Origin of the sequence: Exiguobacterium sp. RIT452 (assembly GCF_003598705.1) — a bacterium.
GTDB lineage: Bacteria > Bacillota > Bacilli > Exiguobacteriales > Exiguobacteriaceae > Exiguobacterium_A > Exiguobacterium_A undae.
This window is the reverse complement of record NZ_QXJB01000007.1, coordinates 1-17,657: the sequence shown is the minus strand read 5'-3', so window position 1 is coordinate 17,657 and position 17,657 is coordinate 1. Positions and strand designations below refer to the sequence as shown.

14 protein-coding genes and 4 riboswitches are annotated in these 17,657 nt (G+C 49.5%); of the genes, 13 read left to right on the top strand and 1 reads right to left on the bottom strand.

Annotated features, from left to right (window positions below; all coding sequences use genetic code 11):
* Positions 1 to 34: 34 nt before the first annotated feature.
* Positions 35 to 136, bottom strand: a riboswitch (SAM riboswitch).
* A 207-nt stretch (positions 137 to 343) separates the two neighbouring features.
* A riboswitch (SAM riboswitch) is annotated at positions 344 to 446 on the top strand.
* Positions 447 to 524: 78 nt separating this feature from the next.
* From mtnK to D3D03_RS13520, 13 genes are all read left to right on the top strand, one after another.
* Positions 525 to 1,694: an S-methyl-5-thioribose kinase gene (gene mtnK, locus D3D03_RS13580; protein WP_119923856.1), complete on the top strand. Its 1,170-nt coding sequence runs from the start codon at positions 525 to 527 to the stop codon at positions 1,692 to 1,694.
* Positions 1,691 to 2,737 carry an S-methyl-5-thioribose-1-phosphate isomerase gene (mtnA, locus tag D3D03_RS13575; protein ID WP_119923855.1) on the top strand — a complete coding sequence of 349 codons (1,047 nt, stop codon included), beginning with the start codon at positions 1,691 to 1,693 and terminating at the stop codon, positions 2,735 to 2,737. Before mtnK ends, mtnA begins: the two co-directional genes overlap by 4 nt.
* A gap of 19 nt (positions 2,738 to 2,756) precedes the next feature.
* Entirely contained in the window at positions 2,757 to 3,839 is a 1,083-nt protein-coding gene (locus tag D3D03_RS13570; RefSeq protein WP_026833984.1) for a sugar ABC transporter substrate-binding protein, read from the top strand.
* Complete coding sequence (locus D3D03_RS13565) at positions 3,836 to 5,356, top strand: sugar ABC transporter ATP-binding protein (RefSeq protein ID WP_119923854.1); 1,521 nt, start codon at positions 3,836 to 3,838, stop codon at positions 5,354 to 5,356. Before D3D03_RS13570 ends, D3D03_RS13565 begins: the two co-directional genes overlap by 4 nt.
* Positions 5,353 to 6,378 carry an ABC transporter permease gene (locus tag D3D03_RS13560; protein WP_119923853.1) on the top strand — a complete coding sequence of 342 codons (1,026 nt, stop codon included), beginning with the start codon at positions 5,353 to 5,355 and terminating at the stop codon, positions 6,376 to 6,378. The genes D3D03_RS13565 and D3D03_RS13560 overlap by 4 nt, the downstream gene beginning before the upstream one ends.
* A gap of 368 nt (positions 6,379 to 6,746) precedes the next feature.
* On the top strand, positions 6,747 to 7,703 hold the full coding sequence (locus D3D03_RS13555) for an AAA family ATPase (RefSeq protein ID WP_026833981.1): 957 nt from the start codon (positions 6,747 to 6,749) through the stop codon (positions 7,701 to 7,703).
* Positions 7,700 to 8,782, top strand: coding sequence for a DUF58 domain-containing protein (locus D3D03_RS13550; RefSeq protein ID WP_026833980.1), 1,083 nt, complete (start codon positions 7,700 to 7,702; stop codon positions 8,780 to 8,782). The genes D3D03_RS13555 and D3D03_RS13550 overlap by 4 nt, the downstream gene beginning before the upstream one ends.
* On the top strand, positions 8,779 to 10,851 hold the full coding sequence (locus D3D03_RS13545; protein WP_026833979.1) for a transglutaminase TgpA family protein: 2,073 nt from the start codon (positions 8,779 to 8,781) through the stop codon (positions 10,849 to 10,851). Before D3D03_RS13550 ends, D3D03_RS13545 begins: the two co-directional genes overlap by 4 nt.
* A gap of 37 nt (positions 10,852 to 10,888) precedes the next feature.
* Positions 10,889 to 10,990, top strand: a riboswitch (purine riboswitch).
* Positions 10,991 to 11,119: 129 nt separating this feature from the next.
* Entirely contained in the window at positions 11,120 to 12,640 is a 1,521-nt protein-coding gene (guaA, locus tag D3D03_RS13540; protein ID WP_119923953.1) for a glutamine-hydrolyzing GMP synthase, read from the top strand.
* A 285-nt stretch (positions 12,641 to 12,925) separates the two neighbouring features.
* On the top strand, positions 12,926 to 13,462 hold the full coding sequence (locus D3D03_RS13535; RefSeq protein WP_119923852.1) for a hypothetical protein: 537 nt from the start codon (positions 12,926 to 12,928) through the stop codon (positions 13,460 to 13,462).
* 204 nt (positions 13,463 to 13,666) lie between these two features.
* On the top strand, positions 13,667 to 14,683 hold the full coding sequence (locus tag D3D03_RS13530) for an acyltransferase family protein (RefSeq protein WP_119923851.1): 1,017 nt from the start codon (positions 13,667 to 13,669) through the stop codon (positions 14,681 to 14,683).
* A 120-nt stretch (positions 14,684 to 14,803) separates the two neighbouring features.
* A riboswitch (purine riboswitch) is annotated at positions 14,804 to 14,905 on the top strand.
* 134 nt (positions 14,906 to 15,039) lie between these two features.
* Positions 15,040 to 16,344: an NCS2 family permease gene (locus tag D3D03_RS13525; RefSeq protein WP_026833976.1), complete on the top strand. Its 1,305-nt coding sequence runs from the start codon at positions 15,040 to 15,042 to the stop codon at positions 16,342 to 16,344.
* A gap of 92 nt (positions 16,345 to 16,436) precedes the next feature.
* On the top strand, positions 16,437 to 17,348 hold the full coding sequence (locus tag D3D03_RS13520) for a proline dehydrogenase family protein (protein ID WP_119923850.1): 912 nt from the start codon (positions 16,437 to 16,439) through the stop codon (positions 17,346 to 17,348).
* Here the strand turns inward: D3D03_RS13520 and D3D03_RS16920 are convergent.
* The coding region (locus D3D03_RS16920) for a hypothetical protein (RefSeq protein WP_233550713.1) at positions 17,337 to 17,657 on the bottom strand (321 nt) is incomplete at its 5' end. The two genes, D3D03_RS13520 and D3D03_RS16920, sit on opposite strands and share 12 nt — an antisense overlap.

Below are 17,657 nucleotides of genomic sequence, written 5' to 3'. Positions count from 1 at the left end.
CAATGACAAGAGACCATGAAAAATTGCGCGTGGACTCTTATCTGTCAGCGTGTTAGCTGCAAGAATTAGCACCGTGCCAAGTGGTCGGTTGCTGCGACATCGTAGGGCTCGTCCCTCCGTCTGCTCTTGATAAGAATTGGATGAAATTGTGAAATCTAATTGCAATTTTTACATGAGATGCCGGACTTGTCAAACTATATTTTGAAAATTTATTTTTTTGAAAATACTCCTTCTATAGATGTCTCCGTTTTGAGCGGATTGCACTAAAATTTGGAATTGACAGAGGGTGGTCGGCGCACGTAGTATTCAAATCAACATCAAACCACACGACAACTACATATGACTCTTATCGTGAGTTGGCAGAGGGAATTGGCCCGAAGACGCCGCAGCAACCGACCATCCGGCACGGTGCTACATCCAACAGACATTCGTCTGAGAGATAAGAGGACGGAGTATTCTACTGCGCCTCTTTTCTTTGACGAAAAGGGGCGTTTTTTCGTGTGATCATCAAGGGGGAAATCAGAATGGGATATCAAGCATTTACAGTACAGGACGCCATCGAACGGGTCCGGACACTCGGTCTGATCGGCAACGAACCGGTGACGGCAGAAGAAATCGGTGACGGCAATTTAAACCTGGTCTTTCGGATTCATGCGGGGGACCAGCACCTGATTTTAAAACAAGCGTTACCGTATGCGAAGGTCGTCGGTGAAAGCTGGCCGCTGTCGCTCGAACGGGCATGGATCGAACAGTCCGCGTTAAAAGAATTCGCGAAAGTCGCGATTCCGTTTGTCCCGCGTGTGTATCATGCCAGCAAAGAAGAAGCCTTCACGGTGATGGAAGACTTGTCTCATCTGACAATCGTCCGGGCTGGATTGCTTGCGGGAGAAAAGTATCCGTTGCTCGCGGAACACATCGGTTCGTATTTGGCCCGGACGCTGTTTTATACGTCGGATTTTGCCCTCGGACCGGTCGCGAAAAAACAGATCGCCCGTCAGTACTACAATCCGGATCTGTGCGACATCACGGAGAAACTGATTTTCACGGACCCGTTTTATGATGCGGAAACGAATACGATTGAAGCAGGACTGGAAGCGGAAGTCGACCGGATCTGGAACGACGCGGAGCTGAAACGGGAAGTCGCAAAGCTCGAAGCCCTGTTCATCACGAAAGGTGATGCCTTGCTGCACGGCGACTTACATACAGGCAGCATCTTCGCCTCGGCGGAAGAAACCAAGGTCATCGATCCGGAGTTCGCGTTTTACGGTCCGTTTGGGTTTGATGTCGGTCAGTTCATCGCCCATCTGTTTTTTGCCGCTTATCCGGACTATGACCGGTTGCGCGAGGAACGGATCAAGGACATCGATACGTTTTGGCTGACGTTTGCGTCGACGTTCAAGGCGTTGTGGGAGCGGGAAGCGGTGGAGCCGTTCCGTTCAGCGGACGGTCTCGTTGAGGATGTCCTCAGTACGATTTTACAAGATGCGCTTGGGTTTGCCGGATGCGAGTTGATTCGCCGGACGATCGGACTGGCACCGGTCGCGGACTTGGAACAGATTACCGATCCGACCGTTCGTCTCGAACGAAAACGTCATGCGTTACGCCTCGGTACTGCGTTGATCAAACGCCGGACGGAATGCAAGACGTTTACGGATCTGCGGAACTTTGATGTAACGGAGGAACTCAGCCGATGAGTCAATTCGTTCAGAGCATCATCTATGAAAACGGAACAGTGACGATCTTGGACCAAACCCGTCTCCCGGAAGAAGAACGGTATGAAGTCATTCACGATTTGGCGCAGGCGATTGAAGCGATTAAACAACTGCGTGTCCGGGGGGCGCCGGCAATCAGTTTATTCGGCGGTTTCGTCCTCGTGCAGGAAGCGTTTCGGACAACAGGATCGCTTGACGAAGTGAAACAGGAACTGCTGACGGTGTCGGCCCAATTACTGGCCACCCGGCCGACCGCCGTCAATTTGCGGAACGTGCTCGACGAACTGAATCAGCTCATCGTTTCGGCCACGACGCTTGCAGAACTGCCGAAACGTCTGGAACAAAAAGCGGTGGCGCTTTATGAAGCGGATGCCAAGACGTCACGGCAAATCGGCGTGCATGCCTTGGAGTTGTTTCAGGCCAATGACCGGGTGTTGACGATTTGTAATGCCGGATCGATTGCGACAGCGGCTTACGGGACGGCACTGGCCCCGTTTTATCTCGCCAAGGAGCAAGGCATCCCGTTATCCGTCTATGCGTCGGAAACACGGCCTTTGTTGCAGGGTGCGCGTTTGACGACATGGGAGTTGCAACGGGCAGGGATTGACGTCACCTTGATCACGGACAATATGGTCGCGCATACGATCAAGGAAAAACAGATCACCGCCATCATCGTTGGAGCGGACCGGATTACCCGAAACGGCGATACGGCCAATAAAATCGGGACGTTCCAGCTGGCGTTACTCGCACGTGCCTTCGGAATTCCATTTTACGTCGCCGCACCGCTGTCGACGTTTGACTTAACGAGTTTATCAGGCGACGAGATTGAGATCGAAGAACGGGCAGCGACGGAAGTGACGCAGTTTGCCGGACAGGTGACGGCGCCTGCGGGTGTACCGGTCTTTAATCCGGCGTTTGACGTGACACCGCACGAACTCATCACTGCCATCATCACGGAACTGGGCGTCATCGAACGACCGAGTGTGGAAACGATCGAACAGACGGTAGGACAACAGACCATTTAAACAGACAGGGGAGATCCAGATGAAAAAATTAGCATTTGCTGTACTTGCACCGGCGGTCTTGCTGGCTGCTTGCGCCAATAGTGAAGCGACACCGACGAAAAAAATCAGCGGTGTCCCGGAAAGTGTCCAAGGAGACGTCAAGATTGCCGTCATCCGCAATCTCGCATCCGACGATCATACGAAACAATTTTTGGACGGTGCCCGGTCAGAAGGGGAAGCGCTTGGTTTTAAGGTCAACACGTTCATCTCCGAAGGCAATGACGTCAAGTTCAAGGAACTGGTGGCACAAGCCGTTCAGCAGGATTATGACGGACTGATCATCTCGCACGGAAAAGAAGATTATGCCTACGACATGATCAAACCGGCAATCGACAAAGGGATTAAAGTCGTGACGTTTGATACGGTGACGAAGAAAAAAGACCAGACGTTAAAAGGCATCACAGAGACCTTCCAAGATGATCACAAACTGGCGCAACTTTCACTCGATGAAGTGACAAAAGTGAAGGACGACAAGCCGGTCCGGGTCATTAAATTATGGTTTGGTCCGGGATTTGCACCGCTGGACCGTCGTCAGGAAATCTATAAGACGTACGAAGCCGATGGCAAAATCAAGACGCTTGAAACGGTTGGACCAACGAACTTCCAGGATGTCCAAGGCGATATTGCGACGAAGATGAACGCGATTCTCGCCAAATATCCGAAAGGAAGCATCGATGCCGTCTGGGGAGCGTGGGATGAAGTCGCCAAGGGCGCCTATAAATCCTTAAAAGATAACAAACGTCAGGAAATCCCGTTGATTTCAATCGATGTCTCGAACCAAGACATTAACTTGATGCGTGAGAAAGGAAGCAACTGGGTGTCAACGAGTGCCGTCGATCCCCACTTGATCGGACAGACGGACATGCGTCTGCTGGCGAAAAAACTGGCCGGCGAAAAAACACCGGACAGCTTTGACCTGGATGCTAAATTAGTCGAGCAAAAGGCACTCAAAGCAGATACGACGATGTACAATCTCGATACGATCATCAAAGGCTGGAGCACGTCCGAGAAATTCAACGAACCTTGGATGGAAAAACTGCGGAAAGCGAATGCTTCGAAATGACACAGTCCGATGTGACCAACCGGCTCGAGATGCGCGGGATCTCAATTGAATTCCCGGGTGTCAAAGCGCTGGATGAGGTGAATTTTTCCGTGCGCCGCGGGGAAATTCATGCGCTCGTCGGAGCGAACGGAGCCGGTAAGTCGACGCTGATGAAAGTATTGGCGGGAGCGCATACTTCGTACGACGGGACGATTTCGTTTGAAGGCGTGCCGTTGACGATTGATTCGCCGCGTGCCGCCAAACGAGCGGGGATTGAAATCGTCTACCAAGAGGTCGATACGGCACTGATTTCGTACTTGACGGTCGCAGAAAACATTTGTCTCGATTTGTTGACGAACGGACAGCTCAAAGGGGTCATCCGGCAACGCCGTTTTGAACAGATTGCACTGGAGGCGCTCGGGAAACTCCAGTCTTCCATCGATGTCCGGCAACGGGTCAGTGAACTGCGTCTTGCCGACAAGCAGTTGGTTTTGATCGCCCGGGCACTCGTCCAAGACAGCCGTTTTTTAATCCTGGATGAACCGACGGCTCCACTCAGTCAGCGGGAGACGGAGCACCTGTTTCGGGTCATCAAGGAACTGGCGACACGTGAACAACTGGGCGTGATTTTCATCTCACACCGCCTTCAGGAGTTGTTTACGATCTGTGAGTCGATTTCCGTCATGCGTGACGGGAAACTGGTCGCCCGCCAAGCACTGGTCGGGCAAACGAAAGAGACGATCGTGGAACAGATGCTCGGAAGACGTTTGCAACAGACGGACCGGCAAACAAGACCCGTTGGACAAGCGTTGCTCGAACTTGATCAAGTATCGGTCACGGGACAGCTGGATCAGCTGTCCTTGACGGTCCATGCAGGTGAAGTAATTGGAATTGCCGGACTTGTCGGAGCGGGAAAAACCGAGCTCTGTAAGACGATTTTTGGGGTAATTCCGACTGCGGCAGGACAGATTCGAGTAGCCGGCGAACCGGCAAACATCCGGTCGCCGCACGAGGCCGTCAGCCGCGGGATTGGTCTGGTTCCGGAAGAACGGCGGAAAGAAGGTATCCTTGTCGCGGATCCGATTTACCAAAACATGACGGCGGCGAGTCTCAAACAATTCGTCAATCGGTTCGGTTGGGTCCAGACCGGTCAGGAACGGACTGCCGCCAAGGACATCATCAAACGATTGGCGATTAAATCAACGGATGAAACGCAACGCGTGGCGGGACTTTCGGGCGGGAATCAACAGAAGGTCGCGATCGGTAAGTGGCTCCTCGCCGACGCATCGGTCCTGCTGCTCGACGAACCGACGAAAGGCGTCGATGTCGGGGCGAAACGGGAAATCTTCCACGTGATTCATCAGCTGGCTGAACAGCAAAAAGGGATTCTGTATGCTTCCAGTGAATTCGATGAATTGCTGACGGTGACGGATCGGATTTATGTCATGTATGACGGCAAAATCGTGTTCGAGACCAAGACCTCGGAGACGACGGAAGAGCAATTACTGTTATACGCGACAGGGGGGACAACGTCATGAACGAAGTATTGCACGAACCAAGCACGGAACAGGAACGAAAAACGGACCGGCAACCGGCCGGTAAACGAATATTACGCTTTTTGAATGATTGGGGGATCGTCCTCGCAATCCTCGCACTCATCTTCTTTTTTGCCGTAACGGCACCAAGCTTTTTACAAAGCGCGAACCTGATCAACATTTTGCGCAGCATCTCGATCGTGACGATCATTGCGATCGGTTTGACCGTTTCGCTGACCGTCAACGGTTTTGATCTGTCGGTCGGTTCAACCGCGACATTTGCCAGTTCGCTCGTCGTATCATTTTTTGTCTGGTACAGCCTCCCGCTTGGCTTGTCGATTGGCTTGGCGATTTTGATTGCCTTAAGCGTTGCGCTGGTGAACGTGCTGTTGATCGTTAAATTCAAGATTCCCGACTTATTTGCGACACTCGCGACGATGTTCATTTTTGAAGGGGTAGCGATGACGTATACCGGCGGTGGATCGATCAGTGCCGGGATGCCGCGGCTCGACGGGACACCGACGGTCGGGATGATTCCGGAAGGATTTTTGACAATCAGTCAGGCGCCGTGGATCATTTTCATCATGTTGGTCGTCGTTGCGGTAACGCATCTGTTTTTAAACCATACACGACACGGCCGCTTCTTATACATCATTGGCGGAAATCCGGAAGCGGCACACTTGACGGGAATCCCGGTGCAACGTTACCGGGCACTGGCCTATGTAATTGCCGGGGGGCTCGCAGCGGTCGGAGGCATTCTCCTCGCTTCACAAGTCGGCTCGTCGCAAATTAACGCCGGATCCGGCTATTTGATGCCGGCGGTCGCAGCAGCGTTCATCGGTTCGTCGTTTGCCGGACAAGGGAAACCAAATGCTGTCGGTACACTCGTCGGAGCCTGCTTGGTCGGGGTGCTCGAAAACGGACTGGTGATGTTATCTGTCCCTTACTATTCCTTGAACATCATCAAGGGAGCTGTCCTGGCACTGGCCTTAGCTTCGACCTATTACCGCTATCAGAAAAAATAATCAAAAAAGTAGGTTTAACTTCTAATATAATCGGTAATATTCAGTATATGAAAGGATGGTGATGCACATGAATGATTACCAATGTATAGGGAACGATCGCATGTCGCTTCGAGGAGAAGAGGATCACCGGACTTGACGAAGGCAACATGACAATAGACACGGATTGATACGTGTTTTACGTGCAGATTGCACGGCTCAAGAACGGTTTACGAGATGTGATCGTTCCTGAAAGCAGGAAGGGGGAGTCGCGAACAGCGACCCCCCTTTTGTGCGTATTGAGGTACCCGTATTCCTTTAAAAGAAACAGCGGATATGAGATGATATAAAAAGTCAGAAAATTCAACTACTAAATAGCAAGGGGCCAGACAATGCGAACATATACAAAGGAGATTCAAGCGATCATCGACAACGTAGAAAAAGTAATCATCGGTAAAGAAAATGTGATTACGCAATCCTTAGCAGCATTACTTGCCGGAGGGCACGTGTTACTGGAAGACGTACCGGGTGTCGGGAAAACGATGCTTGTTCGGGCGTTCAGCCGTTCGATTGGTTTGACGTTCAAACGGGTTCAATTTACACCCGATCTGTTGCCGTCCGATTTGACGGGCGTATCCATGTATAATCAAAAAACGAGTCAGTTTGAATACCGGCCGGGTCCTTTGATGGGAAACATTGTCCTGGCGGATGAAATCAACCGAACATCACCGAAAACGCAATCGGCGTTACTGGAAGGGATGGCGGAAGCGAATGTCACGGTCGATGGAGAGATTCATACGCTTCCAAATCCCTTTTTTGTCATGGCAACGCAAAATCCGATTGAACACGAAGGAACGTATCCACTCCCGGAAGCCCAACTTGACCGGTTTTTAATCAAGGTCAAAATGGGGTATCCGGATTTCCAGCAGGAGATGAAACTGTTGACGCGGTTTGAGCGGGACGAGCCGATCGAGACACTTGAATCGGTCATCACCCGCGACGAGTTGTTGCGGATGAAGGAAGAAGTAAAGGGCGTTCATGTCTCGCAACCGGTCAAAAAATATATCGTTCAACTGGTCCAAGCGACACGCAGTCATGCGTCACTTTATCTTGGTGCCAGTCCGCGTTCCTCGATTGCGTTGATGAAGGTCGCACAAGCCTGGGCCTATATGGAAGGACGGACCTTCGTCCTGCCGGATGATGTCAAACATTTGTTGACGCCGGTGCTCTCACACCGTCTGATTTTGACGGCAGATGCCAGGTATCATGGACAGACCGCCGAACGTATTTTGGAACAGGTGAAAAAGGAAGTTGCCGTGCCGATCCAGCAAGACGTGGAGTCTTTATGACACGATGGCAAATCGGCTGGCGTTATGCCGTCTTGCTGATCACGGTCACGGCACTCTGGGTCTACGCCCGGATTGACGGCGGAAACGTCGCGTCCCTGTTGTTGTATGTCATGGCAGGATTGACGATCTATTGGACGCTGTTTTTGATTTGGCCGGTCACGCAAGCGATTGCGACGCGTGAGGTGTCGAACAAGATGTTGATTGCCGGGACGGATATTCCGGTCTCTCTGAAAGTCCGGCGGAAGTTTCCGTTTCTTGTCGGCGCTGTCGAAGTGACGGAAGTTGTACCGGAGGAACTGAGTGAAGAAGAACTCAATATCCGGCATCCGTTACGGGCACATTACCGAAAGGTCGAACACATCGACTACATGATTCCGTCGATTCGGCGGGGACTCTATCAGATTCCCGGTTGTATGCTTGAAATTCGCGATCCGTTCGGTTTGTTTATGCGTAAAAAACTCTATCCTGTCGAAACGTATCTGGCGGTGGAACCTGCCCGCTTGGCCGTGCAACTGCCGCATGAGGACGACCGTGGGGACGGAGGGATCTCACCGGTCTCGCTTGATCTCCGGCAGTCGTCCTTCACGGTCGTCGGTGTCCGGGAATACGTCAGCGGGGACCGGATGAATCAGATTGACTGGAAAGCAACCGCAAAGCGGCAAGGCTTGATGACCAAAACGTTTGAACGGGAACAGGAACGCGAGACGACGATTGTGTTTGATGAAGGAACGGTGAGTGACGATGACTTCGAACGAAGCATCTCGATGCTCGCTGCAGCGACGGATCAACTGAACAAACGTCATTTGAATTACCGGATCCATCTCGTCGGACATGGTGTCCAGTCGTTGTCGTTGCCGCTTGAAGGCGCGAAGCTGACCCATTATTTAATGACGGCGCAACCGAGTCGGACCCGCTCGTTCATCGAGTCGTGGGAGTACTCTTCTAAAGCGTTACGACTGAACGGAAACGTCCTGTTTATCACACCGGACCTCGAATCCAACAATGAGTTGTGGATTTCAAAAGTCCGACAGGAAGCGACGGTTCATGTCTATACACCCGAGAGGAGGGAAACCCGATGATACGACGACTGATTTGGAATTTACTCGCGGGACTTCTGTTTGCGAGCTTCATGCCGCCGTTACTTGAGTTGACGACGTTCGAGAGTGTTGTTCCCTTCCTGCCGCTGTTATTGACACCGCTGTTGTTGTCACATCTGCGGCGCAGTTGGTTTTTACTGGGCAGTCTGTTCGCGCTGCTCCTGTCGTTTTATTTCATTTTGATCCCGGGTGAAGCGCCATGGAATCTGTTCCGGGAAATCGCAGGGGACGTCAATCGGGTCATCAACGGAGAGCTTCCGGGACGCCCTGCATTCGCCTTCTCGATTGGACTGATCAGCTTTTTGATCGGCTACCTGGCGCGCCGGACGTTTCCGAATCGCGGGTTCGTCTTTGGTCTCGCGCTTGGTGTGATCGGCTTTATTGCCTATTGCGACACGTGGACGGACTATTCAGGTGAACAGTTCATTATCTATCCGATCGTCTTGGCGCTGCTGTTGCTCTATGCGACGGAAGTCAGCGAACGGCCAAAGGCGTCGTATGTCCGACCGATGAGTGCGTTGTTGATCATTGGAGCGACACTGGTCGCAGCCGTTCAAAGCCCGGTCATCACAGCGACCTGGCAGGACAGTTGGTACGACTGGACCGATGGATTTGAAAGTGAAGGGACATCGTCCAGCCAAATCCAGAAGGTCGGATACGGCAACAACGATGAACAGTTGGGCGGTCCGTTTCAGATGGACGACCGGGAAGTTTTCCAGGTCGAGAGTGAGGGGAGCCGCTACTGGCGGGTTGAGACCAAAGACATCTATACCGGAAAAGGATGGGTGTTGTCGGAATCCGAGCCGGAAATTGATTCCCGTGGATTTTTCTCGCACTTTGGCGATGACGTCGAAACACGACAGGAACGGGCGACCTTTGAACTGTCGCGCGAACTGCCGTTTGTTCCTTACAACGGGGACAATGTCCGTTTGAGTGTAGACGAGCAACGGCAAAACCTGTTGATTGATCCGGAAAATCAAAAGATTTCTTATCTCGACGATGCCGAACGGCAACAAAATTATCAGATTCAATACACGTATCCGTTATTCACGGAAGAACTGCTCCAGACGGACGAGCCGATTTCATTGTCCGCGATGGAACAAGACCGTTACTTGCAATTACCGGATAACCTGCCGGACCGGGTCCGTGATCTTGCGACAGAGATCGTCGCGGATGAGGACAGTCCGTGGGATCAAGCAAAAGCGATCGAAAATTATTTCGAACAGGAAAACTTCGAATACAATACGGAAGAAGTCGCCGTACCGGAAGAAAATCAAGATTACGTCGACCAATTCTTATTCGAGACGAAGCTCGGCTACTGTGACAACTTCTCGACGTCAGCAGCTGTTCTGTTACGGGCGGCCGGTCTTCCGGCACGCTGGGTGAAAGGGTTCACAGGAGGCGATTCCGATGTCATCGGGTCAGCCGTGACGAGTTACACCGTCCGGAACAAAAATGCCCATTCCTGGGTCGAAGTCTATATTGAAGGACCGGGCTGGGTACCGCTTGAGCCGACCGTCAGTTTTGACGGGGCCGGACAGTATACGATCAATCAGGAAACGGACAATGAAACCGAGCAGGCGAATCCGCAACGCGATACGGAAACCGATACGGAAACCGCTACACCAGAACGTCCGCAGGAAAATCTGTTGGACGAAGAACAGACGACGACAACGACACAAAACGATCAACAATCGATTCCGGTTTGGCCGATTGTCGGTCTGGTGGTTGGAGGGCTGTTCCTCTATCTCTTCCGCAAAGCGTTGATGCGGACAGCGGCGATTTTATTCTTCCGCAATCAGGTAAATCGTCCGGAAGGATACCGACGGATGTACCGTTACTTGTTACGCCGTCTCGATAAAAAAGGCTTCCACTACAAGGACGGACGAACGCTTGCCGAACTTGCACACGAGGTCGACGGTTACTACGAGACCTATGCGATGCGTCCGTTGACCGATGCCTATGAACGGATGGTCTACGGAGGGGAATCGTTATCCGCTGACAAAAAACGTGAATATTTCGAAAATATCATTCGACGGATAGAGGGTTGATATTTTCGAATTGATACAGTTACAATGGGAACAACGTAAATCATACATGCATCTCCTTTGTATATACTCGCGAATATGGCGTGAGAGTCTCTACCGGGTCACCTTAAACGACCTGACTATGAAGGAGCAGACCCTTCGTATACACTTTTTGTGAAGCGGCCTGCTCTTTTTCCATTTTATCTATGGGGGAAGAGTGGGCTTTTTTCATCGGGGTACGCATGAAATTGGAAAGGCGGGAATAGATTTGGAAGCACATTTGGACCAAGAAATGATCCTCGTCCTCGACTTTGGAGGTCAGTACAATCAATTGATCACACGCCGCATCCGTGATCTCGGAGTTTACAGTGAACTGCATTCGCATAAGATCACTGCAGCGGAAGTAAAAGACATCGCACCAGCCGGTATCATCTTCTCCGGTGGACCACGGAGTGTCTACGCAGAAGACGCGTACCGCTGTGATCCAGAAATCTTTGACCTCGGCATTCCGATTTTCGGAATTTGTTACGGTATGCAATTGATGTCGCAACACTTTGGTGGAACGGTCGAACGTGCCGGACACCGCGAGTACGGAAAAGCGACGTTGACACTCAACGATCCATCACCAATGTATGCGAACCTGCCGCTCGAACAGACGGTTTGGATGAGCCACAGTGACCTCGTCACGTCGGTACCAAACGGTTTCGTCGTCGATGGAACAAACGTCTCGTGCCCAATTGCTTCAATCAAGAACGAAGAACTGAAAATGTACGGTGTCCAGTATCATCCGGAAGTGAACCACACGATGTTCGGCAAAGAACTCTTGAAGAACTTCCTGTTTGAAGTCTGTCGGTGTACAGGCGACTGGTCGATGGAAAACTTCATCGAAATCGAAATCGCGAAGATCAAAGAAGAAGTCGGCGACAAAAAAGTCCTTTGTGCGCTTTCAGGCGGCGTCGATTCTTCTGTTGTCGCAGCACTCATTCACGCGGCAATCGGTGACCAATTGACATGTATGTTCGTCGATCACGGTCTCTTGCGTAAAGGGGAAGCCGAAAGTGTCATGAAGACATTTGCGGATCACTTCCACATGAACGTCATCAAGATTGACGCGCAGGACCGTTTCCTGAACAAGTTAAAAGGCGTTGCGGATCCGGAAGAAAAACGGAAAATCATCGGGAACGAATTCGTGTATGTCTTCGATGAAGAAGCGTCGAAGTTAACGGATATGGACTTCCTTGCCCAAGGAACGCTTTATACGGATATCATCGAAAGTGGAACCGATACGGCCCAAACGATCAAATCGCACCACAACGTTGGTGGATTACCGGAAGACATGCAGTTCAAGTTGATTGAACCAATCAACACGTTGTTCAAGGACGAAGTCCGCGAACTCGGAAAAGAACTTGGATTGTCGGACGAAATCGTCTGGCGTCAACCGTTCCCGGGACCAGGTCTCGGAATCCGTGTCCTCGGTGAAATCACAGACGAGAAGCTCGAAATCGTCCGGGAATCCGATTTCATCCTCCGCGATGAAATCAAAAAAGCCGGTCTCGAACGCGAGATTTGGCAGTACTTCACGGTCTTGCCGCCGCTTCGTTCAGTTGGTGTCATGGGTGACGAGCGGACATACGACTATGCAGTCGGCATCCGTGCTGTCACGTCGATTGACGGCATGACGTCGGACTGGGCACGCATCCCGTGGGACGTGCTCGAGAAGATTTCGGTTCGGATCGTCAACGAAGTCCAGAACGTTAACCGCGTCCTGTACGATGTGACGTCGAAACCACCTTCAACGATTGAGTGGGAATAAAAATTAGATTTGCTGAGGGGAATCGTCTCATGAAGCCTTTCGTACCAATGTTTTAAAGGGGACAGGTGAAAAGAAGTTCGTTTCACCTTCAACAATTCGTTTTTAAAATGAAGCTCTCTTTTGTTCACAACTTGTGGATGAAAGGGGGCTTTTTTCGTGACCAAAATCATGGAACTGTTGGATGACTTTAAACTGAACTCGCAAACTCAAGCAGATCGAGATTGCATCCGGTGCTTGCTATTATAATATGAAGTGAATAATTAAACGGAGTGGGTAGGTGCAATTATGATTGATTGGACATGGACTGAAGTCGACAAATTAGAGAAACAAGAGAAATGGAATGAAGCAAAAGCATATCTACTAAACTCTTGGCGGCAAAATCCCACAGACTTAAAAACTGTGATTCGACTGGGCTTTTTTTGTTGGTATGTCGTAGTCGAACAAGGACCGCTCGGTATTACAGATGCAGATGTAGATATGGATGAATTAGAGTCGTTACTGGAGGAAGTCACACATTTCGGCTTAGCCCATTTTATGACGAATGAGGATTTTCTCTGGTGTTTTGGTTATATGATTTCCATGTTTCCCGATTATTTTGGTGACTATGAACAGTGGGAAGAAAAAGGGATTTCTATGTTAAAACGTGCTTATGAATTGTATCCTGAGGAACCTGTATATAAATATTCTTACTTAGGATCTTTCCCGAATACCTATGGAACACTTAAGAATGAATTAAAGCAGATACAACCTGTTTTAGAAGATCGATTTAAAGGAGAAGGCTTATTGGCAGAATACTTTAAAGAAGTACTCCGTCAACGTTAACTTTCAATAAGGAACAAGCTCCATATGAATTAAGAATTTGTTTCCAATCGGAAGAGCGACTGTAAGTTACTTTCTTTTTCGCGTGATGCGTCTACAACATTTCTGTTTCTTTTCTTCAAAAAAACGTGTGTTTAAATATAGACTTTAGTAACTTAAAAAGAGAGATATCAATCAACAGATGAAAAGAGGAGTTGGAGGAAGGTAATGAACGGACGCGATCGGGTTTACGATCATGCCAAATTAGTATTGATTTTTTTAGTAGTCCTTGGTCATATAATCGAGCCCTTTATTTCAAAAAGCCCAGAGTTGGAAAGTGTATTTAATTTTATTTATTTATTCCATATGCCAGCTTTCATTTTCATATCGGGTTATTTTACAAAGGGGGAATTAACTCTTAAAACCGGGCTGAAACTGTTTTTGGATTATCTTGTGTTATTCATCCTGATACAGCTGGTATTTGTAGCGGTGATGAAAGGGATCGGAATTGACCAATATCAATTCTTGACGGTACAACCGGCTTATATCTATTGGTATCTGTTTGCGATGTTTGTCTGGAGTCTCCTGCTGCCGGCGGTTCTTTGGCTGGGACGATCCGTCAAGATGGGAATCGGACACGTTTTGTTGGTCAGTATGCTGGCCGCCTTGGGAGCCGGCTACATCGATCAAATCGGCTGGGCATGGAGCTTATCGCGCATTGTCGTCTTTTTTCCGTTTTTTGTGCTCGGCTATTACTTCAAGCGTCGTGGATGGATCATCTATCAGGTGTTCCCGAACCGCGGGATGGCTTTAGTGGTCATGCTGGCTAGTGCTCTGATGATGTGGACATGGCCAAACCTTTTTCAGTTTGATTTGCTGAGTGGAGCGAATTCATATTTCAAGATGGGGTTAGATGAAACTGGACTAATCTTGCGGCTTGTTCTGTATATGATTCAGTGTCTGATGATCATGGCATTCTTTACGTTGTTGCCGAGAAAACCATTCGTATTTTCCCATCTTGGAACGAAGACATTGACGATTTATATTCTCCACGGCTTTCTCGTCAAAGGACTGGTCGCCGCGTCTTACTTTGATGAGCTCACAATCGGACGAGTACTTTTTCTTCCGATGTTAGCGGTAGTCCTCGTGATGGTCTTGGGAAGATTGCCCATCCGTTTTCAGTTATCGCCTTACATATTAAAGCAAACTAACCGTGAGAAGAAAAACAAGGAAAAAGTCAGTTAGTCTAAAAAAACGCTTCCAAAACCGAACGTTCGGTTTATTTAATCCACTAAATTTCGCTTTTATGGTTGACCGTCTATTTTGTGCGTGCTACGATGTGTCTGTTCTTATTTTTATCATCCACTAAAAAACAAAAAATAATGCCGTATAATTCTGGGGATATGGCCCGGAAGTCTCTACAGGAACACCTTAAAGGTTCCTACTACGGCGTGCACTGATTCTGGTGTGCGCTTAACGAAACGGCTTTTACCGCTTAGGTAACTGCCGTTTTTTTCGTTTCTTGAGACGGCTTATTTGGAAAGAGGGCAACCATGAGCACACAGTTGAAACAGCAGCAACCCAAACCAAAGGAGAACGCGATCGCGCGGTACTTCGATTTTAATGGACTCGGTACGAATATGCGGACAGAGTTCATCGCCGGTATGACGACCTTCTTCGCAATGGCGTACATCTTGTTCGTCAATCCGAACACGCTTGCCGAAGCGGGAATGGATGCCGGAGCAGTCTTCGGCGCAACCGCACTCGTTGCGATCATCGGTTCGGTCACGATGGGCTTACTCGCCAACTATCCAATTGCCTTGGCGCCCGGTATGGGACTCAACGCGTTCTTCGCTTACAGCGTCGTCATCGGGATGGGCATTCCGTGGGAGACCGCTTTATCCGGTGTCTTGGTATCCGGTCTTGTCTTCATGGTGTTAACAGCGTCTGGTATCCGGGAAACGATCATCAATGCGATTCCTGAACCGCTTAAAATGGCAGTTGCTGCCGGAATCGGTTTATTCATTGCTTTCATCGGTTTAAAAACAGGTGGTATCGTCGTCGCCAACGAAGCCACGCTCGTCTCACTCGGTAACCTTGGTCAAGGAACGACATTACTTGCAGTCTTCGGTTTAGTGGTTTCGGCCATCTTGATGACACGTGGTGTCAAAGGTGCGATTTTCTTCGGAATGATTTTGACGGCGATCGCCGGTATGATTTTTGGTTTGATTCCGGTTCCGTCAAGTCTTGGTGAGATCGTCTCAGCACCACCAAGCATCGCGCCGACATTCGGCCAAGCGTTCTTACACTTCAACGAAATTTTCACGGTTCAAATGGCGATTGTCATCCTGACGTTCTTCTTCGTTGATTTCTTTGATACGGCAGGTACACTGGTTGCCGTCGCGAACCAAGCAGGATTGATTAAAGAAAATAAAGTCCCGCGTGCCGGTCGTGCCTTGATCGCTGACTCGACAGCAACAGTTGCGGGTTCAATCCTCGGAACATCGACGACCGTCTCGTACATTGAATCAAGTGCAGGTGTCGCAGCGGGTGGTCGTTCAGGAATGACGGCAATCGTTACAGGGTTATTTTTCGGACTTGCCTTGTTCTTCTCGCCGTTACTTGCCGTCATCACGGCACCGGTCACAGCGCCGGCCTTGATCATCGTCGGTGTACTGATGGCTTCGTCCCTTCTCCAGATTGACTGGAAGAAGTTCGAATATGCGGTTCCGGCTTTCTTGACGGTCATCATGATGCCGCTCACGTACTCGATCGCGACCGGGATTGCTTTTGGATTCTTGTTCTATCCGATTACGATGATCGCAAAAGGACGCGGAAAAGAAGTCCATCCGATCATGTATGTGATGTCGCTTGGATTCCTCGCGTACTTCATCTGGTTACACTAATTCTTTCAGTTTGTCATGACGTCTTTCTTCTATATAGAAGAAAGGCGTTTTTTTTATGCACAAGGGAAAGGGGACTAAGAGGAGGTGTTTCCATGATTGAAAAGATTACAGGTCCCGTCTTTGAATACTTGGCGGAGGACGAACGGTTGATTCAGGTGGCGCGTAAAGTCGGTTTACCTTTAGGTGGAACGTTTTTTGTCGGTGGGCAACGGACGGAAGAAACCATCGACACCGTTCGAACATTTAATGAAGATGGACGGGCGGTAACGGTCGATTGTTTGGGTGAGTTCATTGAATCGGAACGCGATGCGGCAGCGATCGCTGATGAATGCATTAAAGTCATCCATCGAATTTCAGAGGAGGGACTGAATGCTCAAGTCTCGCTGAAACTCACATCCGTCGGATTACGACTCGATCCACGGATCGCGGTTACACAAATGACCCGGATTTTAGAAAAGGCAGAACAGTTTGGGATGCGTGTGACAGTTAATATGGAAGAAGAGGCTGTTTGTGAGACGATCATCCAAGTCTTTGAACAGTTGCGACAGCGGTTCTCAAATGTCGGGATTGCCTTGCAAGCCAATTTATACCGGACACGTTTTGATCTCGAACGCTTGCAATCCACCGTTCGTGTCGTCAAGGGGGCATATACCGGTCCGGAAGATATTTATATTGAACGAAAAGAAACCGTGGACGCGACCTATTTACAACTGGTCAAACACAACCTGTTGCAAGGATGTTATACGCAGGTGGCGACACATGACGAAGACATGATTCAAGAAATCATTCGTTTTGTGCATCAACAGGGGATCGGATTCGATCAATTCGAGTTTCAGATGCTGCAAGGAATGCGACCGAATCGTCAAAAGGAATTAGTCGATGAGGGATACCGTGTTGTCATTTACGTGCCGCATGGTGTCGATTGGTATACGTACCTGATGAAACGTTTGGCGGAACGACCGGCAAACATCGTCTTTACCGCAATCAGTATGTTAAGACTTTAAAGGCTTTACAAAGGGTTTTTGGATCCTTTGTAAAGTTTTTTTGAAATAATGCTTGTGTTTGTCGAATTTTGTTGTTATATTAATAAATGTTCCAGCGAGACGCCTTTTATAAACGGTTTGTTGGGGCTGAAAAATCTTTTCTAAAATATGGTTGACATAATCGAAAGAACCTGTTAATCTATTGAAGTCGCTAACACGACGCAAAAGAAATGACGAACTTTGAAAACTGAACGATGAGGCAAAAAACGTATCTTCGGATACAAACAATGAATGAAGCGCAAGCTTCGTCAACGTGACTCCGGTCACAAC

What these genes read in the sequence shown, in the direction of transcription:
- D3D03_RS13555 (WP_026833981.1), top strand. Translation starts at nt 6,747, where the DNA reads ATGCGAACATATACAAAGGAGATTCAAGCGATCATCGACAACGTAGAA.
- D3D03_RS13535 (WP_119923852.1), top strand. Translation starts at nt 12,926, where the DNA reads ATGATTGATTGGACATGGACTGAAGTCGACAAATTAGAGAAACAAGAG.
- D3D03_RS13545 (WP_026833979.1), top strand. Translation starts at nt 8,779, where the DNA reads ATGATACGACGACTGATTTGGAATTTACTCGCGGGACTTCTGTTTGCG.
- D3D03_RS13565 (WP_119923854.1), top strand. Translation starts at nt 3,836, where the DNA reads ATGACACAGTCCGATGTGACCAACCGGCTCGAGATGCGCGGGATCTCA.
- D3D03_RS13550 (WP_026833980.1), top strand. Translation starts at nt 7,700, where the DNA reads ATGACACGATGGCAAATCGGCTGGCGTTATGCCGTCTTGCTGATCACG.
- D3D03_RS13560 (WP_119923853.1), top strand. Translation starts at nt 5,353, where the DNA reads ATGAACGAAGTATTGCACGAACCAAGCACGGAACAGGAACGAAAAACG.
- mtnA (WP_119923855.1), top strand. Translation starts at nt 1,691, where the DNA reads ATGAGTCAATTCGTTCAGAGCATCATCTATGAAAACGGAACAGTGACG.
- D3D03_RS13520 (WP_119923850.1), top strand. Translation starts at nt 16,437, where the DNA reads ATGATTGAAAAGATTACAGGTCCCGTCTTTGAATACTTGGCGGAGGAC.
- D3D03_RS13570 (WP_026833984.1), top strand. Translation starts at nt 2,757, where the DNA reads ATGAAAAAATTAGCATTTGCTGTACTTGCACCGGCGGTCTTGCTGGCT.
- mtnK (WP_119923856.1), top strand. Translation starts at nt 525, where the DNA reads ATGGGATATCAAGCATTTACAGTACAGGACGCCATCGAACGGGTCCGG.
- D3D03_RS13530 (WP_119923851.1), top strand. Translation starts at nt 13,667, where the DNA reads ATGAACGGACGCGATCGGGTTTACGATCATGCCAAATTAGTATTGATT.
- guaA (WP_119923953.1), top strand. Translation starts at nt 11,120, where the DNA reads ATGATCCTCGTCCTCGACTTTGGAGGTCAGTACAATCAATTGATCACA.